Source organism: Mesorhizobium sp. J428 (assembly GCF_024699925.1).
Classification (GTDB): Bacteria; Pseudomonadota; Alphaproteobacteria; order Rhizobiales; family Rhizobiaceae; genus Mesorhizobium_A.
Genome location: NZ_JAJOMX010000001.1, coordinates 2,957,298 through 2,982,923 on the forward strand (window position 1 = coordinate 2,957,298; position 25,626 = coordinate 2,982,923).

Annotated in this window: 22 protein-coding genes and 5 pseudogenes; 19 read left to right on the forward strand and 8 right to left on the reverse strand. The window is 61.5% G+C overall.

The genetic code is table 11. The annotated features are described in order from the left end of the window. The first annotated feature begins 13 nt into the window (after positions 1–13). The 9 genes and pseudogenes from LRS09_RS14955 to LRS09_RS14995 form a co-directional block, all read left to right on the forward strand. Complete coding sequence (locus tag LRS09_RS14955) at positions 14–1,783, forward strand: FAD-dependent monooxygenase (protein ID WP_257807587.1); 1,770 nt, start codon at positions 14–16, stop codon at positions 1,781–1,783. Positions 1,784–1,863: 80 nt separating this feature from the next. After that, on the forward strand, positions 1,864–2,874 hold the full coding sequence (locus tag LRS09_RS14960; RefSeq protein ID WP_257807588.1) for an ABC transporter substrate-binding protein: 1,011 nt from the start codon (positions 1,864–1,866) through the stop codon (positions 2,872–2,874). Positions 2,875–2,961: 87 nt separating this feature from the next. Then, positions 2,962–3,711, forward strand: coding sequence for an ABC transporter permease (locus LRS09_RS14965; RefSeq protein ID WP_257807589.1), 750 nt, complete (start codon positions 2,962–2,964; stop codon positions 3,709–3,711). A gap of 3 nt (positions 3,712–3,714) precedes the next feature. After that, positions 3,715–4,506, forward strand: a complete 792-nt coding sequence (locus LRS09_RS14970; protein WP_257807590.1) for an ABC transporter ATP-binding protein — start codon at positions 3,715–3,717, stop codon at positions 4,504–4,506. After that, positions 4,506–5,327: an ABC transporter permease gene (locus tag LRS09_RS14975; RefSeq protein ID WP_257807591.1), complete on the forward strand. Its 822-nt coding sequence runs from the start codon at positions 4,506–4,508 to the stop codon at positions 5,325–5,327. Before LRS09_RS14970 ends, LRS09_RS14975 begins: the two co-directional genes overlap by 1 nt. A gap of 19 nt (positions 5,328–5,346) precedes the next feature. Beyond that, the gene (locus LRS09_RS14980) at positions 5,347–6,021 is read left to right on the forward strand and encodes a glutathione S-transferase family protein (RefSeq protein WP_257807592.1); all 675 of its coding nucleotides are present in this window, start codon (positions 5,347–5,349) and stop codon (positions 6,019–6,021) included. Positions 6,022–6,323: 302 nt separating this feature from the next. Further along, complete coding sequence (locus LRS09_RS14985) at positions 6,324–6,893, forward strand: FAD-dependent oxidoreductase (protein WP_257807593.1); 570 nt, start codon at positions 6,324–6,326, stop codon at positions 6,891–6,893. A 32-nt stretch (positions 6,894–6,925) separates the two neighbouring features. Then, positions 6,926–7,765: an FAD-binding protein gene (locus tag LRS09_RS14990; RefSeq protein WP_257810199.1), complete on the forward strand. Its 840-nt coding sequence runs from the start codon at positions 6,926–6,928 to the stop codon at positions 7,763–7,765. Positions 7,766–7,790: 25 nt separating this feature from the next. Continuing rightward, positions 7,791–8,045: pseudogene (locus LRS09_RS14995) on the forward strand (FAD-binding protein); the annotation flags it as partial. A 158-nt stretch (positions 8,046–8,203) separates the two neighbouring features. Here LRS09_RS14995 and LRS09_RS15000 read toward each other — a convergent pair. The 5 genes and pseudogenes from LRS09_RS15000 to LRS09_RS15020 form a co-directional block, all read right to left on the reverse strand. Further along, positions 8,204–9,643 carry an aldehyde dehydrogenase family protein gene (locus LRS09_RS15000; RefSeq protein WP_257807595.1) on the reverse strand — a complete coding sequence of 480 codons (1,440 nt, stop codon included), beginning with the start codon at positions 9,641–9,643 and terminating at the stop codon, positions 8,204–8,206. Positions 9,644–9,657: 14 nt separating this feature from the next. Further along, complete coding sequence (locus LRS09_RS15005) at positions 9,658–9,804, reverse strand: hypothetical protein (RefSeq protein WP_257807596.1); 147 nt, start codon at positions 9,802–9,804, stop codon at positions 9,658–9,660. A 37-nt stretch (positions 9,805–9,841) separates the two neighbouring features. Continuing rightward, positions 9,842–11,656: an IlvD/Edd family dehydratase gene (locus tag LRS09_RS15010; protein ID WP_257807597.1), complete on the reverse strand. Its 1,815-nt coding sequence runs from the start codon at positions 11,654–11,656 to the stop codon at positions 9,842–9,844. A 55-nt stretch (positions 11,657–11,711) separates the two neighbouring features. Further along, positions 11,712–12,456: pseudogene (locus tag LRS09_RS30310) on the reverse strand (SDR family oxidoreductase). A gap of 38 nt (positions 12,457–12,494) precedes the next feature. Beyond that, complete coding sequence (locus tag LRS09_RS15020; protein ID WP_257810200.1) at positions 12,495–13,622, reverse strand: iron-containing alcohol dehydrogenase; 1,128 nt, start codon at positions 13,620–13,622, stop codon at positions 12,495–12,497. A 460-nt stretch (positions 13,623–14,082) separates the two neighbouring features. Here LRS09_RS15020 and LRS09_RS15025 point away from each other — a divergent pair. From LRS09_RS15025 to LRS09_RS15045, 5 genes and pseudogenes are all read left to right on the forward strand, one after another. Then, a pseudogene (locus LRS09_RS15025) lies at positions 14,083–15,028 on the forward strand (2-hydroxyacid dehydrogenase). Positions 15,029–15,429: 401 nt separating this feature from the next. Then, entirely contained in the window at positions 15,430–16,278 is an 849-nt protein-coding gene (locus LRS09_RS15030) for a cupin domain-containing protein (protein ID WP_257807598.1), read from the forward strand. A 231-nt stretch (positions 16,279–16,509) separates the two neighbouring features. After that, a complete protein-coding gene (locus tag LRS09_RS15035; protein WP_257807599.1) occupies positions 16,510–17,505 on the forward strand; it encodes a TRAP transporter substrate-binding protein in 996 nt (331 codons plus the stop codon). A 420-nt stretch (positions 17,506–17,925) separates the two neighbouring features. Beyond that, entirely contained in the window at positions 17,926–18,246 is a 321-nt protein-coding gene (locus LRS09_RS15040) for a hypothetical protein (RefSeq protein WP_257807600.1), read from the forward strand. 121 nt (positions 18,247–18,367) lie between these two features. Continuing rightward, on the forward strand, positions 18,368–18,856 hold the full coding sequence (locus LRS09_RS15045) for a hypothetical protein (protein ID WP_257810331.1): 489 nt from the start codon (positions 18,368–18,370) through the stop codon (positions 18,854–18,856). Here LRS09_RS15045 and LRS09_RS15050 read toward each other — a convergent pair. From LRS09_RS15050 to LRS09_RS15060, 3 genes and pseudogenes are all read right to left on the reverse strand, one after another. Continuing rightward, a pseudogene (locus tag LRS09_RS15050) lies at positions 18,795–20,074 on the reverse strand (TRAP transporter large permease). The gene LRS09_RS15045 and the pseudogene LRS09_RS15050 sit on opposite strands and share 62 nt — an antisense overlap. Then, positions 20,071–20,646, reverse strand: a complete 576-nt coding sequence (locus tag LRS09_RS15055) for a TRAP transporter small permease (protein ID WP_257807601.1) — start codon at positions 20,644–20,646, stop codon at positions 20,071–20,073. Before LRS09_RS15055 ends, LRS09_RS15050 begins: the two are co-directional and overlap by 4 nt. A gap of 191 nt (positions 20,647–20,837) precedes the next feature. After that, a pseudogene (locus LRS09_RS15060) lies at positions 20,838–21,129 on the reverse strand (DUF1330 domain-containing protein). Between the two features lie 212 nt (positions 21,130–21,341). On the opposite strand from LRS09_RS15060, the gene LRS09_RS15065 reads away from it, so the two are divergent. The 5 genes from LRS09_RS15065 to LRS09_RS15085 are packed head-to-tail and all read left to right on the forward strand — an operon-like array spanning position 21,342 to position 25,482. Next, positions 21,342–22,151 (forward strand): IclR family transcriptional regulator, encoded by an 810-nt coding sequence (locus tag LRS09_RS15065; RefSeq protein WP_257807602.1) that lies wholly within the window; start codon positions 21,342–21,344, stop codon positions 22,149–22,151. Between the two features lie 59 nt (positions 22,152–22,210). Beyond that, positions 22,211–22,792 (forward strand): DUF2796 domain-containing protein, encoded by a 582-nt coding sequence (locus LRS09_RS15070; protein ID WP_257807603.1) that lies wholly within the window; start codon positions 22,211–22,213, stop codon positions 22,790–22,792. 1 nt (position 22,793) lies between these two features. Further along, complete coding sequence (locus LRS09_RS15075) at positions 22,794–23,516, forward strand: ABC transporter ATP-binding protein (protein ID WP_257807604.1); 723 nt, start codon at positions 22,794–22,796, stop codon at positions 23,514–23,516. Then, positions 23,513–24,769: an FtsX-like permease family protein gene (locus tag LRS09_RS15080; RefSeq protein ID WP_257807605.1), complete on the forward strand. Its 1,257-nt coding sequence runs from the start codon at positions 23,513–23,515 to the stop codon at positions 24,767–24,769. The genes LRS09_RS15075 and LRS09_RS15080 overlap by 4 nt, the downstream gene beginning before the upstream one ends. Then, a complete protein-coding gene (locus LRS09_RS15085; RefSeq protein ID WP_257807606.1) occupies positions 24,766–25,482 on the forward strand; it encodes a DUF3299 domain-containing protein in 717 nt (238 codons plus the stop codon). The genes LRS09_RS15080 and LRS09_RS15085 overlap by 4 nt, the downstream gene beginning before the upstream one ends. Positions 25,483–25,626: the final 144 nt, after the last annotated feature.

The window sequence follows — 25,626 nt, forward strand, 5'->3', positions numbered from 1 at the left end:
GTGGGAGGAGCTCATGACGAACAGCGCGGTAGAGGTGGCCATTATTGGCGCCGGCCCCGTAGGCCTTAGCGCCGCCGCCTTGCTTCAGAGGCTGGCTACCTCCTGCGTTGTGTTCGATCGCAATCCGTCGACTTCTTTTCATCCCCGCGGACACGTGATCACCGCGCGCACGATGGAAATCTTCCGACAGATTGGCATCGAGAACGAGATCAGCAGCGTTTCCTTACCGATCGAAAAGCATGCAGGCGTCGGTTTCATGACCAGCCTTTCGGGCGAGGAGATCGGCGTGATCTGGACCCGACCCGATCGCAGGCCGGAGCTCGAAGAACTCGCAATTAGCCCGTGCCTGAAGCGGTCCTGCCCCCAAGACATGCTGGAGCCAGTCTTGCGGCGGCATGTCGAATCCGTCCCCGGGCACGACTTGCGCTTCTCGACCGAGATCACGGCGATTCTCCAGCGCGACGATCGAGTTGATCTTCACTGGCGTGCCGCTGGCGGCGAAACCGGGACCTGTACCGCAAAGTATGTGATCGCGGCCGACGGCGCGCGCAGCTTTGCACGCGAGCAACTCGGAGTCGGAGCTAGCGGTGGCTCGATGGGCCAGCAGATCGGCGTCTACTTCAAAGCGGATCTGCTCCGCTTTACCAAGGGGCGGCCTTACCTGCTCTGGTGGATCTACAATGCGACCACGAGTGGCGTCTTCATATCGCTCGATGGCCGTTATCGCTGGACCTACAACTTCGCCTACGGCGAAACTGATAACAGGCAAGACTTTACGCGAGAGCGCTGCGAGGCGATCATCAAGGCCGCGATCGGCTCGCAGGATGTCGACATCGACATCCAGAGCATCATGCCTTGGAGAATGCAGGCTCGGATAGCCGACAAGTTCCAGAGCGGACGCGTCTTCTTTGCCGGCGATGCGGCCCATCCGCTGCCGCCCACCGGCGGGCAGGGAATGAACACCGGCATAGCCGACGTTCACAATCTGGCCTGGAAGCTTGCTCTCGTGCTGCGTGGGGACGCGCCAGCCGCAATCCTGGAGACGTATGGCGAGGAGCGAATGCCCATCGCGCGGTTCAACGTCGCCCAGAGCGTACGCAACGCCGAGAAGATGGCGGCTTCTGGATTGGCCGGCATGTTGTCGGACAACAAGGATGTGACCAGCAGGATCGAAAGTGACGAAAGCGATGTGGTAAGGGCACGCCTAGCCGCCGCAATTCCGGACCAAAGGGAGCACTTCGACTATCCTGGCCAGACGTTCGGATATGTCTACAGATCGGCCCTGATAGCAGACGACGGCGCCGAGTATGAACCTCACTCGGTTCGCGACTACATTCCGTCAGCGCGCCCCGGCCAACGTGCCCCGCATTTCTGGCTTGCTGGAAGGGAAGGCACGCTCATGTCCTCGCTCGATCTCTTTGCACTCTCCGAGTTCACCCTGTTGGTCGGAGCGGATGGGAAGCTTTGGAAGGATGCATTCAGCGAAGTTCTCGACGAACTCGGCCTCAGCGGGCGGGCGCACATCATCGAGAAGGATGATGGTCTGCGGGCGGTCGACGCCGACTGGCTTGAACTTTACGGCATCCAGTCGACGGGCGCAGTCCTGGTCCGCCCGGACGGACATGTGGCGTGGCGCGCGTCGTCGCAGCCTGATGATGTCAGTGACGACTTACGACGCGAGTTGCAGCGGGCGACCGGCAGGTTTGTAGACGCGCGGAAGGTCAGCATTCCGGCGGTTCCTCTTGCCGCTCAGGCGAAGTCGAACTTGCAGGTCACAGAGTAGGAGCCGCCACCGAACGTCGGATGATAACCGGCCACCTCATTCCATAGCATTCGTCATTACTTTCTCAGGGAGGAGAAGAAATGAAGACGATCATGAACGTGAAAGCGGCAGCAGTCGGTATGATTGCAGCCATGATCTGCGGCTCCGGCGGGTATGCGGCCGACAAGTCGGTGACATTTGCGCTGCCTGCCCAGTCGCTGCTGTTCAGCCCGTTCTACGTGGCCGATGACAAGGGTTTCTTCAAGGAAGAAGGATTGGACGTCAAGACGACCGTGGTGGCAGGCCCGGGAACCGTCACCGCGGTTCTGAGCGGCAGCGCGGATATCGGATCTATCGCGGGTGCCGTCATCGTGGCGGCGGCGGCGAAGAACCAGCGGGTCGACATCATCGGCCTGACCCAAAGTTCGTTCAGCACCGAAATCGTCCTGAGCAAGGAAGCGGCGGCGAAGACCGGCATCTCGCCGACGGCGAGCGATGCCGACCGGGCCAAGGCCCTCAAAGGTCTTACGATCGGAGTCGATGCTGTCGGTGGGCTTCCTCACGGATACCTGCGCTTCATCGCCAAAAAGGTGGGTCTGAATGCCGACAAGGACATGACCGTTACGCCGCTGCAGCCACCCGCAATGATCTCCGCGCTGCAGCAGGGGCGCATCGACGGGTTCGTCTTTTCTCAGCCCTTTACCTTGCAGGCGACAAATGAAGGCGCCGTCAAGTGGTTCTCCGGCATCCGTGGTGACCTGCCCGAGTTGAATCCAAATCTGTACAATGTCGTCATCGCGCATTCTGGATACTGCAAGGAGAATGCGGAGACCTGCACCAAGTTCATGAGGGCCGTCGGCAAAGCGATGACGCTCATCAAGGACAAGCCGGACGATGCGTTGGCATCGCTGCAAAAGGTGTTCGCCAAGATGCCGCCCGAAATACTGAAGGAATCTTTCAAGGCAACAGCCGGCCTCACGCTGCCGCAGGCGACTGTCAGTGAGCAGGCGGTGACGAATACAATAGACTATGCCAAGGCCGCCGGCATGATACCCGAGGGCACTCAGCTGCCCGAGGCCAAGAGCTTCTTCGATAACTCCTACATCAAGTGACATTCGATGATTGCTCTGCGCCCGGACCAGAGATTGGCGCCGGCAACGCCGGCGAGAGAGTCACGGCATGCGGTCCTGGATCGGCTCGTGGTCGTTGCTCTCTTGCTGGCGAGCTGGCAGATCGGCAGCGTCTACACCGGCCCACAATGGATAAGTTCTCCGCTGCTCGTCAGCGAACAGCTATTGCTGTGGTTCGGCTCGGGCGAGATCCTCTATCACCTGGGTTACACATTGCTGGCGGCGGTGCTCGGGTTCCTCATCGGAGCAATTCCGGGCGCAATTCTCCCGTTCGCCATACGTCGCTTGCCGTTCGTGGCAGCGGTTCTGGAGCCATTCATGCTGGCGGGGTATGCGATACCCAAACTCGCGCTCATTCCGATCCTCGTCATCTGGTTCGGCATCGGCATCTGGTCGAAGGTGGCGCTCGTTGCGAGCGTGAGCTTCTTTCTGGTCTACTTCAACACGATGGCCGGCGTGCGTTCCATATCGCCTCATCTGGTGCGCGTGGCCGAGATCATGGGAGCCAGCGATCGGCAGGTCTCTCGTCTCATTGTCTTTCCAGCGACGCTGGCCTTTGTATTCAACGGGATCAGAGTGTCTCTCCCGCTAAGCATCGGCGGCGCCGCCATAGCGGAGATGTTCACCTCCAATGCCGGTCTCGGCTACCTGATCCAACTCTCGGCAACCAACTTCGATCCCACCGGATCATTCGCGGCCCTCGCTGTGCTTGCTGCCCTGGTCGCAGGTGCGAACATCGTCGTCGATGTGCTGGAGGGCCGATTACAAGCTTGGAAGCCGAAAAATGACGACCTTCTGCACGGAGGATTGCCCACATGATGAATGAAGATCCCCTTTTCGAAGCTACGTGATCTCGGCAAGCGCTTCGCCTCGCAGAGTGGTCAGGAGAGCCCTTGGATAATAAAGGACCTTTCGTTCCACGTACGGGAGGGTGAGTTTCTGACGATTGTCGGACCTTCGGGCTCGGGCAAATCGACAATGCTCAACGCATTGGCTCAGATCGACAAGCCCACGACGGGCGCCATCCTGATGCGCCAGCAGGTTATTTCCGACGGCAACGGCCGGATGCTCAACCCGGGTTGGAACTGCGAGATCGGCTATGTCACCCAGGAAGACAATCTGATGCCGTGGCGCACGCTGGTCGACAACGTGCTCTTCCCGCTGCAGGTGCAGAACCGTCTGACATCCGCCACCCGACAGCGCGCTGCTGACCTGATGAAATCGGTTGGACTGGCCGGCTTCGAGAATTACTATCCGCACCAGCTTTCCGGCGGCATGCGCAAGCGTGCGGCACTCATCCGAACGCTAGCATACGACCCTCCTGTCATCTTGATGGACGAGCCGTTCGGCGCCGTCGATGCGCAGACGCGCATTTCCCTCCAGACCGACCTTCTCAACCTGTGGCAAGCTGGACGGAAGACGATCATCTTCGTGACGCACGATATCGGAGAAGCCATCGCGCTCGGCGATCGGACACTCGTTCTCACGAACTCGCCGGCACGCATCGCCGGCGAGTTCGACATCGATATTCCGCGCCCTCGCAGCATACACGACGTGTTTTCGATGCCCGGCTTTCCGAAGCTGTACAACAGCATCCGGTCAAAGGTGAACTAGTGGCAACCGCAGCAAGAACCGTTCCGTATGCGCCCGTAGCGATCGGGTTCACCTCTCAGGCTCTAAGGCTTCTTGGGGCAAGGGTCGCGCTGCTGCTGGCCTTGATCGGTGGCTGGCAGCTCCTTTCGAACCGAGTTGGGCCATACGCGCTGTCTCAGCCGGCGGACGTGTTCGCCCGGCTCGTGGAACTGGCGACGTCAGGCGAACTGTTCCAGATGACCGCGACGACCTTGAGCGTCGTGGTGCTCGGGCTCTGTTTCGGCGGCGGCCTGGGCATTGGCTTGCCCTTCCTGCTCAGTCTTTCACCCCGCCTTACGCGCACCGTCGAGCCCATCGTCAAGGTCCTGATGGGCGTCCCCAAGCTGGCTCTGAGCCCGATCATCATTTTGTGGTTCGGTATCGGCATCGAGGCGAAGGTGGTGCTTGTCTCGCTGATGGTCTTCTTCATGCTCTTCGTCTCGACCTTCGCTGGCATCAGGTCGGTCGATGTCAAGTTGTTGATGATGGGGAGAATTCTGGGCGCTCCGGCCGGTCGGCTCATCCGCGAAGTATTGTGGAATTCCGCCCTTCCATTCGTGATGGCTGCGTTAAAGACAGCCATTCCGTGGGCCATCAATGCCGCGATCGTCGCCGAGTTTCTAGCGTCCGACTCCGGCCTCGGACACTACATTCATTCTTCCTACGACTCGGCCGATATGGCCGGCGCGATTTCGGGGGTCGTCGCCGTAACCGTGCTGATGGTCCTCATCGATTTCGCGTTTGCAGGTCTGCAGCGGTTCCTTCTGCGATGGCAGCCGGTCGACACGCGGGCGATCTATTGAGGGCGAGCGGAGACGTGCGATGAGACTCTTTTTTGCGCCTGGGGCATGTTCAATCGGCATACGGTTCCTTCTTGAGGAGATCGGAAAGCCCTTCGACACGGTCCGACTGAACTTCCGCGAAGGTGACCAGTTCAAGCCGGAATATGTCGCGATCAACCCCAAGTCCAAAGTCCCGGCACTGCAGCGTGAGGACGGGTCGGTGCTCACGGAATATCCGGTGGTCGCGCTGTGGCTGGCACGCACGAACCCAGACAGGAACTTGCTGCCGCCCGATCTCGAGGGCGAGATCCAGACATTGGAGATGCTCGACTACGTCGTCAGCACGATCCACATGCAAGGGCTGTCCAGAATGCTCCGGCCAGCCAAATTTGCAGTGAACGAAACTGACCATCAAGCCGTCGTCAGCGCTGGGCGCGAGATCGTCGTCAAGGCCTATCATATCGTCGCTGATCGGCTCGGCGAGCGACCGTTCATCATGGGCAACAATCTGACGATCGCCGACAGTGCGCTCTTCTACACTCTTTTCTGGGCGATAGACCGACAGAAAGTTGATCTGCCCAAGAACGTCTCCGCCTACTACGCACGCCTCAAGTCACGCGCGACCGCACAGAAATGCTTCGCCGATGAGGGTATCGTCGTCGGTTGTGCTAAATCGGATCCGCGTCAGTTATTTCGCGCACCGCAGACCTCGTGACACAGCATCCGATCGGCCGCCGAGCCCTCCCGCACCGTCAAGGGAAGGTGGCAACCATGACGTTCAACCCAACCGGCAGGTATCTGATCGCTGTGCTCTGAAGCGGGGCGGCGAGGCGTTGACAATCCGCGAATAGTCTGCCCAATATGAGTAGTTGGACATCTTGACCATATTGTGGGCAATCTTCCAACGGGAGGATCGAAGCCACGCTGCCACACAAGCCCGAATGAGGGGCCGGACTGGCGTGCGCTGATTTTTGAAATCAGGAGGAGGACGTAATGAAAGTCACCCGACGATCATTGTTGAAGGGCGGGGCCGGGATCGCCGCCGCAGGCAGCAGCATTTTCCAGGTGAACATTGGCAATGCCGCGGGCCTTGGCCATGGCGGGAGCCCACGTGTCGCCGATGTCGTCGTTGTGGGTTGCGGCTCGGCGGGCCTTGGCGCCGCAGTCGCCGCCGCAGAGGCAGGCGCGTCGGTTATTGTCCTCGAGGCGCAACCTCACATCGGGGGACGCGGCATCGTCAGCTCAGGCAACATTCCCCTGGGAGGCGGAACCCCTGCCCAGACGGCGGCCGGCGTCGTGGACACGCCAGATCTTCTGTTTCGCGATCTCACCGACTGGTCCATCGTCCAGTCGAACGGCTTTCCGAGCTACCGCTACAACGATCGCGAGGTCATCCGGGCTTTCGCCGACATCAACCTCACCATTTACGACTTTCTGGTCCGCCATGGCGTCAGGTGGACGAGAAGCACGGTCGACAACGTCGGCGGCAATGAGGTCGGCAATTCGGTCAACCGCATGATGCACACGGCGATCATGGACTACGTCTCGGTCCGGACCGGCTTGCAGGCCCCGAGTCGCAACGTCTGACGACGTCTCAAGGGCCCGGCTTCATATATCCGCTGGAGGCCGCAGCAAAAGCTCGTGGGGTGAAGATCCTGCTGAATCACCGCCTGGAGTCGCTGCACCGGATGCACCATGGCGTGACCGCGGTCAAAGCCACTCATCAAGGCCGCACCGTCAACATTCAGGCACGCAAGGGCATAGTGATCGCGAGCGGCGGCGGAAACGGGAATGTCGAATACCGCCGGATGTTCGACCCGCGGCTCACCGCGGAGTATTGCGGCGTCGCCGGCGAGCCCTATTCCTTCCAGGACGCCAGCGGCATCCTCGCAGGGCTGAATGTCGGCGCCTCGCTTGCGGGCACGCACAACCAGACCGGCGAGTTCGGCACCAACATCACCAAGCCAAGCCGCATCGGAACGCGGTATAACTACTCGTTCCTGGAGTGGCTGCCCACCAGCGTTGTCTTCCCGCTTGCGAAAGCCAGGGGACTAAGCGTCAACAACTTCCAGGACGTGATCCATGTCAACATGATCGGGAAGCGATTCTACGACGAGACGGGGGGCCAATTCGGGACGAACAGCGCTCGTTCGGTCAACCCGTACGTTCAAGACAGCTACCTCAACGCCAAAAACATCACATGGAACCCGCAAAACTGGATCAACGCCGCGATGGCTGGAATCGGCGACGGCCACAACGGCGGCGGCCCGATCTGGGCCATCTTCGATGAAACGACCAGGGCCCGCAGGAATTGGAATGTGGCGCCGCCGTATGTCGATCCTGACGGTTTCTTCTTCCAGGCAAACTCGCTGGAGGAACTCGCAGCGAAGATCGTCATGCCGTATCAGCGGGTTCCCATGCCGCCAAGCAACCTGGTCGAGACGGTGACCTCGGCATAACGGCTTTGTTGACGCGGGTGCCGACGCCGACTTCGGCAAACCGACACCACAATACAAGATCCAGACGGCGCCCTTCTATGCCGCCTGGTCGACGCCGGTGCTCCACGACCCCCGGTCCGGCCTGCGCATCAACGCCGCAAGCCAGGTCCTCGACTTTGCCGGTCAGCCAATTCCCGGCCTCTACGCCGCCGGCGAAGCTGCTGGCGGATTCAGTCAGCACGGGAACGGTCGAGCCCTCGCACAGGGCTACATCGCAGGAAGGCACGCAGCCCTCCGTTAGATTTAGCGGGACTGCAGCTCTCTACAATGATCCCGCCGGACCTCTCGGTCCGGCGGGATCATCTGTTTCTCAGACGCGAGGTCGGTGAGGCGCGGGCACCAAGCGCGCCCTGACGGGCGCCAAGGATCCTTTTGTGACGCTACCGCGCGCGACGCAGATCAGGCGGCCGTATAGGCCGTCTTGACCGTCGTGTAGAACTCCGCGGCGTAGCGACCCTGCTCGCGGGGCCCGTAGCTGGAGCCTTTGCGGCCGCCGAAGGGCACGTGATAATCCACGCCCGCGGTCGGCAGGTTCACCATCACCATGCCGGCCTGCACGTGGCGCTTGAAATGCGTCGCGTATTTGAGGGAGGTCGTGGCAATGCCTGCGGAGAGACCGAACTCGGTGTCGTTGGCCAAGGCCAGTGCCTCATCGTAATTCTTCGCGCGGATGACGCTCACAACAGGGCCGAACACCTCTTCGCGGTTGATGCGCATTGCCGCCGTCGTCTCGGCGAACAGGGCGGGACGCATGTAGTAGCCGGGCGCGCCGTCGTCATTTTTGTCGATCGTCTCGCCGCCTGCCACCAGCTTGGCGCCTTCGGCAGCGGCAATCGAGACGTATCTAAGGTTCTGCTCGAGCTGCTTGTCGTCGACCACGGGACCGATGTCGGTGCCCTTCTTGCGCGCGTCGTCGACTTTCAGCGCCTTCATCTTTTCCGCCATCGCAGCGATGAAGCGGTCGTGGATGCCTTCGGTGACGATCAGCCGCGAGGAGGCCGTGCAGCGCTGACCGGTTGAGAAGAAGCCGCTGTTCAACGCCGCGTTCACCGCGACGTCGAGGTCGGCGTCGTCGAGCACCACCATCGGATTCTTGCCGCCCATCTCCAGCTGGAACTTGGCCATGCGCGCGACACAGGCCTGCGCGATGCGCTGGCCGGTGGCCACCGAGCCGGTGAAGCTGATCGCGTCGACGCGTCTGTCGTCCAGCAGCACCTGGCCCACTTCGGAGCCGCGGCCCATCAGCAGGTTGAACACTCCCGCCGGCAGGCCAGCGCGGTGCAGGATGTCGGCGATGGCCCAGGCGCTGCCGGGCACGAGATCGGCCGGCTTGAGCACCACGGTGTTGCCGTAGGCGAGCGCCGGGGCGATCTTCCAGGCGGGGATCGCAATGGGGAAGTTCCAGGGCGTGATCAGGCCCACGACGCCCACGGGCTCGCGGGTGACTTCCACGCCGACGCTCGGGCGTACGGAAGGCACCACGTCGCCGCCGACACGCAGCGCTTCGCCGGCAAAGAACTTGAAGATGTTGCCGGCCCGCGCCACCTCGCCGATGGCCTCGGGCAGGGTCTTGCCTTCCTCGCGGGCGAGCAGGTCGCCGAGTTCGGCCTTGCGCGCCAGGATCTCGGCGCCGGCAGCATCAAGGATGTCGAAGCGCTGCTGCGGGGTGGACAGGCCCCAGGCGGGCTGGGCCTGGGCGGCTGCGGCGATCGCCTGCCGGGCCTGGGCCGCGTCGGCTTGCGCGAATTCGCCGACGACGTCGCGCGTGTCCGAGGGGTTGATGTTGCGGGAAACGCGAGGGCCTTCGACCCACTCGCCGCCGATCAGGTTTCTGAACATAGTGTGCTTGCTTCCTACAGGTTGGCTTCGAGCATCGCTTGATAATCGGTGTCGGACGCAACGCGCGGGTTGGTCCGGTGGAAGAACGTCATGCCGAGTTCGCCGGCGCGACGGCCGAGGCCGATCGCGAAATCATAGCGGCGAACGATGTCGTCGGTCATGGGAAATCTTTCGGTTGGGAGAATGCGGCAGCTCGCCTCAGTGATTGTCGCGTGGGACGCCGCTGGTATGTGCGACGTCGCGGTATTTCACGGCGGGCTTCAGAACCATGCCTTCGGAGAGCTGGTCGACCATGGAGCGCTGGATCTCCTGCCAGGGCGTCTGGTGCTTCGGATAATGATAGCCGCCATTGTTCTGTAATTCGGCGCGACGCCGCGTGATCTCGTCGTCGGTGACGAGGATGTCGGCCGTGCCCTTGCGCAGGTCCACCCGCACCCGGTCGCCCGAGCGCAGCAGCGCAAGACCGCCGCCGACGGCTGCCTCCGGCGAGGCGTTGAGGATCGAGGGGCTGCCCGACGTGCCGGACTGCCGCCCGTCGCCGATGCAGGGCAGCGAATGGATGCCCTTCCTGATCAGATAGGCGGGCGGCTGCATGTTCACCACTTCGGCCGCGCCCGGATAGCCGACCGGACCCGCGCCGCGCATGAACAGGATCGTGTGCTCGGTCAGGCCGAGCGCGGGATCGTCGATGCGGGCGTGATACTCCTCCGGCCCGTCGAAGACCTGCGCCGTGCCTTCGAACGCATCCGGATCGCGCGGATTGGACAGGTAGCGGTCGCGGAACTCCTGCGAGATCACGCTGGTCTTCATGATCGCGCTGTCGAACAGATTGCCCTTCAGGTTGATGAAGCCGGCATCCCGCTTCAGCGGCGAGGAGACCGGGCGGATGACCTTCTCGTCCATGTTCTCGGTAGTGGCGCAGTTCTGCCCCATCGTCCTGCCGTTCGCCGTCATCGCGTCCGGGTTCGGCAGCAGTCCGCCCTTCATCAGTTCGGCAACCACGGCCGGCACCCCGCCGGCATGGTGATAGTCCTCGCCGAGATATTCGCCGGCCGGCTGCAGGTTGACCAGCAGCGGCACGTGATGGCCGATCGCCTGCCAGTCGTCATTGTCGAGTTCGACACCGAGATGACGCGCGATGGCGTTGAGATGGATCGGCGCGTTGGTCGAGCCGCCGATCGCCGAGTTCACCACGATGGCGTTCTCGAAGGCCGCGCGCGTCATGATGTCGGACGGCTTCAGGTCTTCATGCACCATGCCGACGATGCGCTTGCCGGTCTCGTAGGCCATCTGGCCGCGCTCGCGATAGGGCGCGGGGATCGCCGCGGCACCGGGCAGCTGCATGCCGAGCGCCTCGGCAAGGCTGTTCATCGTCGTCGCCGTGCCCATCGTGTTGCAGTAGCCGACGGAGGGAGCAGACGAGGCGACGATCTCCATGAACTGGTCGTAATCGATCTCGCCGGCCGAAAGCCGCTCGCGCGACTTCCACACGACCGTGCCGGACCCGGTGCGCTCGCCCTTGTGCCAGCCGTTCAGCATCGGGCCGACCGACAGCGCGATCGCCGGGATGTTGACCGTGGCGGCGGCCATCAGCAGCGCCGGCGTGGTCTTGTCGCAGCCGATGGTCAGCACGACGCCGTCGAGCGGATAGCCGTAGAGCACCTCGACCAGAGCGAGATAGGCCAGATTGCGGTCGAGCGAGGCTGTCGGACGCTTGCCGGTCTCCTGGATCGGATGGACCGGGAACTCAAGCGGCACCCCGCCCGCCGCCACGATGCCGTCGCGCACGCGCTTGGCGAGTTCGATATGGTGGCGGTTGCAGGGCGAAAGGTCAGAGCCGGTCTGCGCAATCCCGATCAGCGGCTTGCCCGACTGCAACTCGTCGCGCGTGAGGCCGTAGTTCAGATAACGCTCCAGATACAGCGCCGTCATCCCCGGATTGTCCGGATTGTCAAACCACTCCCGCGACCGCAGCTTCGTGCTGCGCGATCCGTTGCCGTTGCTGGCGCTCATGCTGGTCTCCCCCAATCGATTCCAAGCCATCGTAAGATATCCCGACTGCGGGGCATCAGAGCCCCCCCGCCACCGTGATCAGGGTGCCTGTTACGAACCCGGAGCCAGGAGAAGCAAGCCACAGGGCTGCACGCGCGATGTCTTCAGGCTCGGCGATGCGGCCCATGGGAGTTGCCGCCGCAACCTTTGCTGGTCGCTCGGGGTTTCCGCCGTGTGTGTGTATCCGCGTGTTGGTGGTCCCGACACGTATGGCATTCACGCGGATGCCCTCCGGCGCCAGTTCCTTGCCCGCGCCGAATGTGATGGATTCCACTGCCCCCTTGGTCGCGGCGTAATGGACGTATTCGTTGGGGCTGCCGAGGAAGGACGCCAGCGACGACATGTTCACGATCGTCCCGCCCTGGCCACCCTTGCGGATGGACATGCGTTTTACGGCCTCCTGGATACAGTATGACGCCGAAGACGTTGATCCTGAAGGCGGTTTCCAGCACCGCAGGCTGCAACTCCTCTATCTTTCCAGCTTTCCCGATGATCCCGGCATTGTTGACCAGGCAGGTCACTCGCCCAAGTCCATCGTCGCAGGCGCTGAACAAAGCCTCGATGTCTTCCTTCTTACCCACGTCTCCCTGTACCGCGATGGCGCGGGCGCCCGCGGCCTTGCAGTCCTCGACGACCTCGGAAGCGGCGGCGGTGTCTGAAAGGTAATTTATGCAGACATCGTAGCCTTCGGCGGCGAACAGCCGAGCCGTCGCGGCGCCTATGCCGTGGCTCGAGCCCGTTACGATCACGATCGGTTTCACGACATGACCTCCTTGCTCATTCTCTGAGGGTTCGCAGCCTAGAAGACGGACTCAAGGATCGCGGCGTAGTCTTCCTTGGTCAGCGGGCGAGGATTGGTGGGATGACTGTGGTCCGCAAGGGCTCGCTCACACACCCAATCGATGACCTGACGGGTCACGCCCAACTCGGACAGTCTGGGCGTAATGCACAAACTGCGATTCAAGTCGTCCAGCGCGTCCGCGAGCGTTGTCCCTTCAAGTCCCGCCAGGCTCTCGAGGTGGCTGACCTTCTTGGCCACGGCCTCAATTTCCATGTTCCACCGAAGGACGGTCGGCATCAGGATGGCGTTGAGAGTCCCATGATGAAGCTTGGCCTCCTTGAGACCGCCCAATGCGTGGCTAAGCGCATGGACGGCTCCAAGCCCCTTCTGGAACGTCATGCCCCCTTCGAGGGCTCCCATCATCAGTTCTGTCCGCGCCTCGGCGTTCGCGCCATCCGCGTAGGCGACAGGCAAAGCCTGCCAGATGCGTTTGAAGCCATCGGTGGCGATCGCTTCGGCCGGCGGATTATAGCGGGGGGAAAGGTACGTCTCAATGCAATGCGATAGAGCGTCGAGCCCTGTCGAGGCCGTCAGACCGGGGGGTAGTCCCATTGTCAGGGCCGGGTCGCAGACCGCCCTGCGGGGGATCAGGAACGGGCTGATGAATCCGAGCTTTCGGCCGTCATCCAGCGTAATCAGCGCCGCGCGTCCGACTTCGGATCCGGTACCAGCCGTTGTCGGGATGGCCACGAGCGGAGCCACTGCGCTGGTGATGCGTGCCACTCCGCCCAGGATCGCCGCGTAACGCTCGAGTTCACCATCGTGGGTGGCGAGCAGCGCGACGCCCTTGGCCAGATCGATCGGAGAGCCCCCGCCGATCGCCACGACGCCGTCGCAGCCGCCCTGCCTGTACAGTTCGAGACCAGCGGCAACCGCGCTTTCGGTCGGGTTGGTGGGAACGTCCAGGAAGACCGGCGCCGCTTTCAGGAACACGAAGCCCGGGCGATCCAGCAGACCGGCAGCCTTGATGCCGTGATCGCTGATCACCAGCGGGCGAGACACGCCCAGTTCGCGCAATATTTCTGCCAGTGAATCGGAAGCCCCAAGGCCGAAACTAATATTCGTAAGATAGGTTATAGTATGCACGCTGCCACACTCCTTGATATTCCGCCCATGCATCGCTGCAGCCACCGTCTGGCATTCGGCACATTCGTGCAGCCGGTGAATGCGAGCGCGCGACCTTTTTGGAATCGCTAAGTCCATAATATGGACATTTTGTCCAAACATTAGGTGGAACTGCGCACTTGTCAAGCTCCACCTTGCGGTTGCGGCGTGCGCGCCGTCTTGACAAGGAGGTTGCGGTTCCTTATCAGAATTTGGACACAATGACCACATTATGGTCAAACTGACGGCAGCCTTGGAGGACTGGGACCGCCGACATGCTGATTTCGCCGAAGAAGCTGACCAGCCGACGCTGCGAACTTGAAGCCAGTATCAAGTCCGCGGCTCAGCGCATTGCACAATCCGAAGGCTTCCCGCGCGACAACCACTGATTCACCTGCGGCCGTTCGTGCCGGCAGTGCCCCCGGAACCGGAAGGAAAACCGTTGTCGAAACCCGCCGCCACCGTGCTGATACCAGGCTGGATGCACGAGCATGCCCGGTCCATGCTCAGAACGCATTTCGAGCTAGTCGAAACCCCTGACTCTGACATTCACGCCCATCTGTCCCCGGAGGTGCGGGCGTCAATTCGTGGCGTGGCCTGCCGCGCCAGAATCGATCGGCAGTTCATCGACGCCCTTCCCAACCTTGAGATCGTCGCCAGCTACGGCGTCGGCTACGACGCGGTGGATGCTGCCTACGCACGCAGCAAGAATATCGTCGTCACCAACACCCCTGATGTCCTGAACGAGGAGGTCGCCGATCTCACGTTGGGGCTTCTTATCAGCGTCGTGCGCGAGATACCCAAGGCGGAAGCGTTCGTTCGCGAGGGGCGGTGGAAAACATCGGACTACCCGCTCAGCCGTCTGACGCTGCGAAACCGCAGGGTCGGCATTTATGGAATGGGGCGGATCGGTCGCTGCATCGCCCGACGAATTGAAGCATTCGGGCTTCCTGTTGCCTATCACAGCCGGCGCCCGGCGGAGGGAGTCGCGCATCGACTACTTCCCTTCCCTGCTGGAACTTGCCAGTGCCGTCGATACGCTCATCTCCATCGTGCCGGGGGACTCGTCGACCGCAAACAGCGTAAATGCTGAGGTGCTGTCCGCTCTCGGGCCCGAGGGCGTGTTCATCAATGTCGGTCGCGGAACCGTGGTGGACGAGGCTGCACTGATCAGCGCCCTGCGCACAGGAACCATCGCGGCGGCCGGACTCGACGTGCTCGCGGATGAACCCAATGTCTCCGAGGACCTGCTGGCGCTCGATAACCTGACGATCCTGCCGCATATCGGATCCGCGTCGGTCAGTACGCGCACCGCAATGGCGGACCTGGTGGCACAGAACGTCATCGCCTGGTTTCAGAACGGAGCGGCGATCACACCCGTGCCCTAGTGTTCGGACCCTCGAGCATCCGATCGGCTGCCGAGGCGCCCCCCCAATCGGACGATGCAGCGAAGCCGCCATCAACGCCAATCGGCTTATGCGGTGAATCGAGTCCCACCGTCCCGAGGCTCTGAAGCGCGGTGGTGAGGCGTTGACAATCCGCCAACAGTCTGCCCAATATGAGTTGTTGGACATCGTGTCCATATTATGGACATTCTCTCAATTCGATGCTTGGAGGTTTGAGCGGGTTTTCGGTGTCGGCAACGATCAAGCGATAGAGGAGGAGGAGAGCGTGAGGAGCTTGTTGAAAGTCGGGTTGGCTATCTTGGGTGCGATAGCGGTCAGCGCGGTGGGCGTGACGGGAGTAATTTGCACAGTCAACGTATTCTTGGACGCCAAAGCCGAAAAAGTTGGCGAAATACGAGAACGGGCACGTTCCGCATACGAAGCTGAGTGAGGTCCTCGCCGGCAAAAACCCTTCCAAAAGTTGGACCCACAAGGTCGTCGACGATAAACACCTGAGAGCTGGATGGGTGGGTTTGAAGGTGGGCGACTCGACGAGGCCCATCCGCGTCACGGATCACCAGACCGCCTTCATTGTCTGGGATGGCCAGGTTGAAGTCACGATCGAGGGTGTGACGCCGTTTGTCGCCACCAAGGGCTTTATGATCCGGGTTCCGTTCCGCCGGCTCTATTCACTGAAGAACGTGGGCGAAACGCCGTCGCTGCACTTTGGAATCTGGAATGCAGACTCCACATTCCTTTACCCGCAAGACTCGGCAACATTGCCCAAGCCACCGAAGATCAATGGAAAGGATCAAGTGTGGTACCTGAGTCGACATGATGCCCCCGACAGCTTGACGCGTCAGCCTGAGCCTATTTTCTACGACTTCTTTGCTCAGCCCGCGGCCGGTGCATTCGTAAGCGATGATCGCATGTTCGTTAACCGCATCCGCGGCCAGGCGTTCAATTGCAACCCTCAGCCCGCCACGAGCATCGGACATTTCCACGTCGACTATGCTGAGTTCTGGTTCATCATGGAAGGTCAGATCAGCTACAACATCGAAGGCTTGCCCTTCTTTGTCGCAGAGCCCGGCGATATCGTCTACGTCCCGGCCGGCCGCTGGCACTCGGCGGCGAACCATTGTCCGGGATTCGACACGCGGATTGCCATCAATGGCTACCCGCGGGGTACGCATAATTGGCCGGTGACCACCCAGCCTCCGGTCCCCCCGATCGAAAGAGGAAGACCCCACTGATCCTAGCTGATCTTACGGGTGGCCCGTTCTCATCGCGAGGGCGGGCCGCTGGTCTCATCCACCTTTGGTGACGGCGGCAGCAGGCAATAGCTTGGTGTATTGTGGGGTTCTGTTCATCATACCTGCAGCAATTGGCCGAATGGCCGTTCTCGCACTGTCGGACCTGTCTCCTTCGTTGGTGACAGTCAACGCATCCTGGTTCCCGGTGAACCGTTCTTGGGAGGTTAAATTATGAAAGCATTACTTCTAACTGCGGCGCTGCTGGGGGGGCTTCTGGCTGCCGCTCCGGCCCTGGCTCAGAACCCGCGCCTGGGCTACGTGCCTACAGAGGACCATCCGGTCGGACAAGCTTCGCGCCATTTTGCGAAGCTGGTGGAAGAAAAGACCGGCGGGCGCATCAAGATCGATACGTTCGGCAACGGCGTGCTCGGCAGCGAGCCGGAGATGCAGGCGTCGGTTCAGGCCGGCTTCATCGACATCATGGTGGGCCCCACGCCCAACCTCGTCGGCGTCGTTCCGCAATTCATGATCTACGACCTTCCGTTCTTCTACAAGGACTTCGCGGCGGTCGATGCCGTGATGGACGGCGCGGTCGGCGAGCAGCTGTTTGCGCAGCTGAAGGAAAAGACCGGCATCGTCGGACTGGCCTGGTGGGATAACGGCTTCCGCCACATGACCAACAAGGTTCGCCCCGTCAACACGGTGGACGATATGGCAGGGATCAACATCCGGGTCATTCCTAACCCGTTGTTCATTGCGACGTGGACGGCCTTGGGCACCAATCCGACGCCGCTTCCCTGGCCCGAGCTTTACAGTGCCCTCGAAAATGGCGCCGTCGACGGTCAGGAGACGCCGTACGCCCTTATCTACACCGCCAGGTTCTACGAGGTGCAGAAGTACCTGGCCAAGACGGGCCATGTGTATACGCCGTTCGTTCTTCTCGCGAGCCAGAAATGGTTTGGGAGCCTCTCCGAGGAAGACAAGGCAGCCGTCATGGAAGCTGCAAAGGAATCGGCGGCTTTCCAGCGGGAAGTTTCCCGCAAGGCGGCGGCGGAGTTGGAGGAACAGCTCAAGGAGAAGGGCTTCGAGATCACCCAGCCTACGCCTGAAGCGCTCGCAGCAATGGGCGAACGCGTTGCGCCTGTCGTGAAAGAGTACAGCGAAAAGATCGGGGTCGATCTGGTCGAGAAGGCGCGCGCCGATATGGCCGCTGTTGCCAAGCCGTAAGGTCTTGTTGCGCCGGAGCCAGGTTCGCCTGCTCCGGCGCCCATTTGCAGAAGCACGCTGCCTGCTCCAGCACGTCGAAGGTCACCTCGACCAGCGACCGGTCGAGTTACTCGCGCGACAACTGGCCGGCGTGGAGATCCTTGACCGCCTTTCGCAGCCGCATGGCAGGTCAGGAATGTCCCCGGCAGTCCGTCATCGAGCGCTTCCAGCCGAACGCCGGCCCCGTCCGAAACATCTTTGTGTCATTTTTGCCTGCCGTGGAGTGGGACCGGCCGGTCGTCCGTTCAGCGAGGTCGGCCCGGCGCGGTGGCCGATGATCTTGTCGCCAGATCGTCCGCGGTTCCGTGAGCGCCGGCGGCCGGCAACGAGCCAACGATCAGCGGCCGCTCGGCAGTGTTGAGATCGATCCGTAAGGCGCTGATGACGCTTAAGATGAAAGCTTCGACCGAAGTAAGTCCGATCTGGGCGCCGACGCCGGCCTGCCCGACCGGGATGGGGATACACCGATTAGCTGATGTCTCGAAGCCGCCGACGTCGCGGCTGCCCAGCCTCCAGTATGGCGACGCCGAACAGCCACCAGCAGGAGCAACAGCGCGCCCACGTCCCGATGCGCCAGACCACTACGGCGAAATCGCCCGCCTTGAACCACCCCTCGGCGAACCCGACAAGAAGGATGCCCTGCGTGTAGCGGTTGGGAATGAGCAAAGACGCAAGATCATGGACCGCGATTGCCGCGGCTAGAAGGCATAGCGTAGCGTCGACGCGACGAAGGATGCGGGGCATCTGCGGGCATGGTACCGACGGCGAGCGCGAATGCGATGGCCTGGATGTCCCGCGGCCGAGGCGAGAATGTCTTCATTCGATGATCGTCTTGTCCGGCCGCCGCAGCGGGACGTTCCAGGACGGTTCGTTCATCAGCTGCAATTGCGACCGCATCTGCTCGGCCACATGTTGCGCAGCCAGGGTGTCATGGATGGCCTATGGCCGGGTCAGGATGACGGGCTCGGCGCGCGTCCCGGAGTTCTGGTTGGGATGGGAACGCGTCGCCGATCGGCGGAAGGTTGGCGAGAACTGGCGGGCCGTAGCGGCCATGCTGCTGGCGTCCGACGTCGGTCAGCCCGAGGCACAGGAAGACCTAGAATATGTGCAGCAATTCGACATCGGCCTACGTCAGCGACTGCGGCTGCTCCCGCGTCAGGATCTCGCCGCCGTCCGCGTGCGAGAGCCTGTGCAGCACGGGCGGAAAAGCCATAGCCGAGGGCTCGTCCAACTCCTCCACGGTTCGAGCCTTAATGAAGCCAGGACGCTGGCACGGTCACCAATGCCGGGAACAGAACCAGCAGCACAATGAGGATCATCTGGGCCACAAGGTGCACGGCATCGCGCCCTTCGTAGCCGCCTCCATTGAAACCCCGCTGATCCCGCACACTGTGTTGAGGACCGTTCCGACAGGCGGTGTGATCAGGCCGACTGCGTTGACCATCATGAAAATGACCCCGAAATAGACCGGATCGATCCCGGCCGCATTGACGAGCGGTATGAGGATCGGCACCAGAATCGTGATGCAGGGCGCGAAATCGAGCGCCGTGCCGACGATGAAGACCGCTATGACGATCATCCCCATCAGCAGGATCGGCGAGTCGATGAACGGATCGAGGAGACTGACGAGTTGGGCGGGCATGTTGGAGATCGTCAGCATGAAGCCGGAGATCATGGAGGCCGCCACCAGGAGCATGATCACTGCCGTCAGGCGCCCGGACGCGAGCAGCGCGTCGTAGAGCAGCCGCGGCGTCAGCTCGCGATAGACAAATATCCCCACGAACAATGCATAGGCGGCGGCAACAACGCCGGCCTCGGTGGGCGTGAAGAGGCCGAAGCGCAGTCCGGCCAGGATGATCACCGGCATCATCAACGCCCAGACGGCGTCGACGATGGTCTTCGGGAGATCCCTGCGCGGCAGTTTGGGCCGGACCGACGCCGTTTCCTTTTTGGAGAGGAACCACCAGGCGATCATGAGGCTCACTCCCATCAAGATCCCCGGCACGATTCCGGCGAAGAACAGGCCGACGATGGAGATATTTGCGGTGACGCCCAGGATGATGAACCCGACGGAGGGCGGGATGATGGGGGCGATGATGCCTGTCGCCGCCATCAGGCCTGAGGCTCGACCCATGTGGTAGCCCGCCTGCCGCATCAGGGGCACCAGCATGACGGCCAGCGTCGCCGTATCCGCGATGGCGGAGCCCGAGACGCTGGCAAGGATCAGGCCCGTGCCGATGACCACGTAACCGAGGCCGCCGCGTATGTGCCCGACGAGCGCCAGGGCGACGTTGACGATGCGGCGAGAGAGGCCGCCGGCATTCATGAGCTCGCCCGCGATGAGGAAGAACGGGATCGCCATCAGCGGATAGCTGTCAGCGCCGTTGACCAGCCGCTGCGCCAGGATCTGCGCATCGACATTTCCCATCAGGAGCATCATCGCGACGCCCGACAGCATCAGGGCAAAGGCAATGGGAACTCCGATGCCCATCGCACCAAGGAGGGAAACGATAAAGACCAGGCCGCTCACGGTGCTTTCTCCGAAGTAAGCGCGGGGGGCACGACCGGCAGCGGCTCGACATGCTCCACCCCCGACCAAGGGGTGGGCAGGATGCCGCGCAGCGAGCGCCACAGATCAAGAAGGAGAATCAGGGCCATCAGGATGGCAGCGATAAACCCCGCGAGGTAGATGGCGCCGACGGGAATTCCCGAGAGTGCCTGGACATTGCCCCATTCGATCACGGTGAGTGACCAGCTGCCTTGCGCCAGGAGCCAGCAGCACCAAAGCATCAAGGCGTATGAAACAAGGAAGCAGACGAAGCGCGCCCTGCGAGGCAACCGGACCACCAACGACTCGACGCCGAGATGCGCGCCCTTGGCTAAGGCCACCACGGATCCCATGAAGATGACCCAGACGAGGACCACACGTGAGACCTCAACCGCAAACGGGATGCCTGAGCTGAAGCCGTACCGAAGCACGACATTGGTAAAGATCAGGAGGCTGATGACGGCCATACCGGCGACGACGAAGACATCGAAAGCCTTGAAAAGCCATTGTAACGGTGAGGACATGACTGCTCCCAAAAAAGGCTGTGCGCGCATGCAACACACCTCGCCGCACTCCGACGAGGCTACGGAGACCGTCAGCAGGATACTTCCAGCCTATTGATCGGGTGAAAACACCCAATCGAGCGATGGAGGCCTGGCCTGCTCATCCGGTCGACAGCACGCGAAGGTAAAGACAACGATCCCTCCACCCAGCATGATAGAAGGTCTCGAGCGCGCGCGCGGTGTCAGACACCTTCCACGACGGCCAGATGTGCCTTGGCGTGATTCTCGCGGGCCTTGATCGCCGTCTGATACTCGGGAGAGTTGTAGCAGGCGAGTGCGGTTTCGTAGTCCTTGAACTCGATGACCGCCAGCCGGTTCGCGGGAGGGCCCTCCATGACCTGGCTCGTTCCCGCACGAACGACAAAGGTCGCGCCGTATTTGTCGAACGCCGCCTTGTTCAAGGCAATGTATTCCTTATGCCCCTTCCTGGTCTGCAATATCGACCATTGCAACCCAGTATCCTTTTTTGGTCATTTGCTTCCTCTCCCCATAACTATTCCCGCGGCCTTTGGCGAAAGGTGCGGACGGCCGGATACGTTCATATTCGGTGCAAGTGCTTGGCTGTTGATCCTCCTCGATCACACGGCTAGCACCGAAAACAGGAACGTTGACTACAATATGGACAACTTGCCCATGAACGTGTATGCCCCGCATGTTGCGTTGTCAAGCTCGCAAGGAGATGCGCTATGAGCCGGAGTGACCTTGAGGACGAAGCCGATGCAAGGGCTCCTACTCACGTGCAGGGAGCGGCCTCGTTCTCGAAGTTCATAGCGGTGCTGCAGATTATCGCAGATGCCCCCGGAGCACTGGACATTGCCCAACTCACGAAGCGTGCCCCGTTTCCCAGGGGGACGGTCTATCGCCTCGTTTCGGCGCTCATCGCGGAGGGACTCGTCGCGCAGTCGGGAGAGGACGGAACGTTTCGCCTCGGGCCGCGCCTCCTTCAGCTTGCCGCCAAGACCTGGGAAGACTTCGACTTACGAACGATCGCACGACATTTTCTGGTATCGCTCCGCGACCAAACGGACGAGGCCGTGCACCTTGCGGTGCCCAGCAACAACCGGATGGTCTACATCGACAAGTTGGTAGGCTCCAGCTCGGTTCAGATGAAAACCAGTATTGGCGGCCAGGTAGAACTTCACTCCACATCCGTGGGTAAGGCGTGGCTATCTGGCCTGCCGGACCAGCGGCTGTTGGAGGTCATCAAGAGCCTCGATCTGAGGCGCCATACCCCCAAGACGTTCACGACACCAGAAGCGCTGTTCGATGAATTGAAGCGGACGCGCGAGCAAGGCTTCGCATTCGATGACGAGGAGAACGAGCCGGATATCCGTTGTATCGGCAGCCCGATCTTCAATCGTTCGGGAGAACCGGTCGGAGCGGTCAGCGTCAGTATGCCGGTGTACCGGCACGACGAGCGCCGCCACGAACTCTGCGCAAGGCTGGTGCGTCAAACGGCCAAACTGATCAGCACCGAACTGTCCAGGATAGTGTAGCGCCACGGGCCGACTTGTCTCGACGGCGGCTACTGATCATATCGATTTGGGAGGCAGATATGGGAGTGTACCACCACGCCGGGAGATTATTTGCTGCCGGCATTTTTGCAGTTGTTTCAGCGGCCCACGCTGAAGAAGATCGTCGAGAGGTTGGTCCGCATGTCCATGGACGCGCGACATTGGCGATCGCTATCGAGGCCAACAATGTTCAGATGGAGTTCGTTGCCCCCGGCATGGATATTGTCGGGTTTGAGCACGAAGCTGAAACCGCCAGGCAGAAGAGAGCTGTCGAGACCGCGCTGGCCGACCTAAGGGAACCACTGAACCTCTTCGTATTGCCCGAATCCACAGGCTGCACTTTGACCTCAGCGGAGGTCACAGTCGTCGCCCAAGACCAAGAGCACCATGACGCCGCAGCTGAGGCTGACGACAGCGCGGAGACCGAAGAGCTCGAAGACCATCACAGCGAGTTCCGGGCAACTTATGCTCTCGCCTGCACGGATGCTGCACAGCTCACGTCGATCTATTTCCCTTTCTTCGATCGCTTCGCGGAGGCCCGCGCACTCGCCGTGACGATCATCGACGCCGATGGACAATCCTCCTCGGACGTGACCCGCGACTACCGTCATCTGGAAAGATGAGATGAACGGGGAGGCAGAGACAGACGCCGTGCGCTTGCGCGGCGTCGAATACAAATGGACAGCGCGAGATGAATTCGGCCTCTCGATCGACCAGTTTGAGGTTGCCCGCGGGGAGCGTCTCCTGATGCTTGGCGCATCCGGCAGCGGAAAATCAACGCTGCTCAGCCTGCTGACCGGCCTCGTCTCGCCGCAATCCGGAACGCTCAATATCTTAGGGACGCGACTGGAAAAGCTAAGCCGCGGCGCACGCGACCAATTCCGCGCCGAGCACTTCGGCATCATCTTCCAGATGTTCAATCTTCTTCCCTATGGCGCCGTCATCGACAATGTGATGCTGCCGCTCAGCTTCGCACCGAATCGCCGCGCCCGCGCCACTGCCGCCGGCGGCATGCAGAGCGAAGCCCGCCGCCTCTTGTCCGCCTTGGGGCTTCCGGCTGATATCGGGCGGCAAACGGCGGCCACTTTGAGCGTAGGTCAGCAACAGCGCGTCGCGACGGCGCGGGCGCTCATCGGTTCACCCGAGATCGTTGTCGCCGACGAGCCGACATCAGCCCTCGACGACGATCGGCAGCAGGATTTTCTCGACCTTCTGTTCGGCCAGATCGAGGCGACGGGGGCAACCCTGATCATGGTAAGTCACGACCGACGCTTGACGCAGCATTTCACGCGGGTGATCCAACTCCACGACATTCTGACAACGTCGAAAGGCGGAGCCCGGGCATGATCCTCGCGCGTCTTGCCCTTCAATCGCTGCGCAACCGCTGGGTCACGGTGTTGCTGACGATCCTTGCGATCTCGGTCAGCGTCATGCTTCTGCTCGGTGTCGAGAAAGTGCGCAGCGGCGCGCGAGACAGCTTTGCCGGCACGGTGTCGGGCGCGGATCTGGTCATCGGCGCCCGGTCGGGTGCCATGCAGCTCCTTCTCTACTCGGTGTTCCGCATTGGCAACGCCACCAACAATGTCACCTGGCGCAGCTACGAAGACATCGTTTCGCGCCCGGAAGTAGCCTGGGCAATTCCACTCGCCCTTGGCGACAGTCACCGTGGCTTCCCTGTTATCGGGACGACCCCGGATTATTTCGAGCACTTCCGGTATCGCGGCGGCCAGGCCTTGGCGTTCGCCGCCGGACAGCCCTTTGATGACCTCTTCGATGTCGTCCTCGGCGCGGACGTTGCGAGCCGGCTTGGCTATGCCATCGGAGACAAGATCGTCGTTGCGCATGGTGCGGGTTCCCTTGGGCCACAGCATGACGACCTTCCGTTTCGCGTCTCCGGCATTCTGACGCGAACCGGCACGTCGGTGGACAAATCCCTCCATGTCAGTCTCAAGGCGATCGAGGCGATGCATGTCGACTGGCGGTCCGGTTCACGGATTCCGGGACAAGTTACTCCGGCCGATCGTCTGCGGCAGATGTCCCTCCCGACGAGGGCGATAACCGCGGCCATTATCGGCTTGAAGTCGCGCCTGCAGGTTATCGGATTTCAGCGCGACGTGAACGAATACAGGGCCGAGCCTTTATCAGCCGTCCTGCCCGGCGTCGCTTTGCAGGAGATGTGGGGCCTGGTCGGTACCGCCGAGACCGCATTGCTGGGTGTGTCCGCCATGGTCGTGGTGACGTCGATGCTCGGCTTGTCGGCGATGATACTGTCGACGCTCAATGAGCGACGTCGTGAGATCGCGATATTGCGCTCGCTGGGCGCGCGACCCGGCACGGTCGCGAGCCTTCTTGTCGGAGAGGCGACGCTGCTGACCGTGGCGGGAATTGTGACCGGCACCGCCGCGCTGTATGCGGCCCTGGTGGTGGCTCGCCCTCTGATCGACCGAAGATTCGGCATCGACATCGGCGTCCAACCCCCATCCACGACCGATGCACTGTTACTGTTGGCAATCTTGATCGGCGGCATGGCAGCAGGATTCCTGCCAGCCCATCGTGCCTACAGAATGTCCCTCGCAAACGGCATGATGGTGAGAACATGAAGCCCCCCAGATTCTTCTTCGCCAATGTGAGATCGGCGTTCCACTGCATCACTCTCGTTCTGGCTGTTTTGGGCGTCGGCTGCGACGCGGCATTCAGTGAGCGCGCCACCCAGCTGAAATGGGAAATGCTGGTCCCGCCGACAGAACCGCTGGCAAATTTCGTGGAAGACCTTCCTTCGGAGCAGCAGGAGGCGCTGAGAGATTTCAATTACCTGCAAGGTTACCTGGCGCACGAGGCGGCCGAACAGCTTGCCGATCAGATCGACGAAGCCAAAAGGAGAGTCGACGCCAACAGGGAGAAGTTTGCAAAGCAAGGCGTCGACATCGATGCGCTTCACAAACGATACCTCGACTGGGTTGGCGAGATTGAGAGGCGTGGAACCCTTACCGAGAAGAAGTTTGACGGCAAGCAGGTAGCCATTGCCGGCTATTTGCTGCCCTTGGATTTTGATCCGGACGGCACGACCGAGTTCCTGTTGGTCCCCTATTTCGGTGCGTGCATCCACGAGCCGCCACCGCCGCCGAACCAGGTGATCTATGTAAAATCATCCGCTCCATTCGCGCCTGCGAGACTGTTTGAGGGCGTTCTGATCACGGGCACAATGCGAGTACAGTCTGAAAAGAAGGACCTCTCCTTCGTAGACGGTTCCAGCGAAATTGCTTTGGGCTACGTCCTGGAAGACGGAAGCATCGAGCTTTATCAGAACGAGTAAGGCCGCCCCAAAAGGCCTGCGCCATTGGGTGTCGCAGCGGTCACGGCCAGCACAGGCTTTGCGCGAGCACCAGATCGACCAACCACGTGTATATCGGCAATGGAAGTGCCGACCAGCGGATTGCCTTCGCTTTGTGAGGGTGCA

Excerpts from the sequence above, each read along its gene's own strand:
- LRS09_RS14955 (WP_257807587.1), top strand. The coding sequence starts at position 14 with ATGACGAACAGCGCGGTAGAGGTGGCCATTATTGGCGCCGGCCCCGTA.
- LRS09_RS14960 (WP_257807588.1), top strand. The coding sequence starts at position 1,864 with ATGAAGACGATCATGAACGTGAAAGCGGCAGCAGTCGGTATGATTGCA.
- LRS09_RS14970 (WP_257807590.1), top strand. The coding sequence starts at position 3,715 with ATGAAGATCCCCTTTTCGAAGCTACGTGATCTCGGCAAGCGCTTCGCC.
- LRS09_RS14980 (WP_257807592.1), top strand. The coding sequence starts at position 5,347 with ATGAGACTCTTTTTTGCGCCTGGGGCATGTTCAATCGGCATACGGTTC.
- LRS09_RS15000 (WP_257807595.1), bottom strand. The coding sequence starts at position 9,643 with ATGTTCAGAAACCTGATCGGCGGCGAGTGGGTCGAAGGCCCTCGCGTT.
- LRS09_RS15005 (WP_257807596.1), bottom strand. The coding sequence starts at position 9,804 with ATGACCGACGACATCGTTCGCCGCTATGATTTCGCGATCGGCCTCGGC.
- LRS09_RS15010 (WP_257807597.1), bottom strand. The coding sequence starts at position 11,656 with ATGAGCGCCAGCAACGGCAACGGATCGCGCAGCACGAAGCTGCGGTCG.
- LRS09_RS15035 (WP_257807599.1), top strand. The coding sequence starts at position 16,510 with ATGAAAGCATTACTTCTAACTGCGGCGCTGCTGGGGGGGCTTCTGGCT.
- LRS09_RS15040 (WP_257807600.1), top strand. The coding sequence starts at position 17,926 with ATGACGCTTAAGATGAAAGCTTCGACCGAAGTAAGTCCGATCTGGGCG.
- LRS09_RS15045 (WP_257810331.1), top strand. The coding sequence starts at position 18,368 with ATGATCGTCTTGTCCGGCCGCCGCAGCGGGACGTTCCAGGACGGTTCG.
- LRS09_RS15055 (WP_257807601.1), bottom strand. The coding sequence starts at position 20,646 with ATGCGCGCACAGCCTTTTTTGGGAGCAGTCATGTCCTCACCGTTACAA.
- LRS09_RS15065 (WP_257807602.1), top strand. The coding sequence starts at position 21,342 with ATGAGCCGGAGTGACCTTGAGGACGAAGCCGATGCAAGGGCTCCTACT.
- LRS09_RS15070 (WP_257807603.1), top strand. The coding sequence starts at position 22,211 with ATGGGAGTGTACCACCACGCCGGGAGATTATTTGCTGCCGGCATTTTT.
- LRS09_RS15075 (WP_257807604.1), top strand. The coding sequence starts at position 22,794 with ATGAACGGGGAGGCAGAGACAGACGCCGTGCGCTTGCGCGGCGTCGAA.
- LRS09_RS15080 (WP_257807605.1), top strand. The coding sequence starts at position 23,513 with ATGATCCTCGCGCGTCTTGCCCTTCAATCGCTGCGCAACCGCTGGGTC.
- LRS09_RS15085 (WP_257807606.1), top strand. The coding sequence starts at position 24,766 with ATGAAGCCCCCCAGATTCTTCTTCGCCAATGTGAGATCGGCGTTCCAC.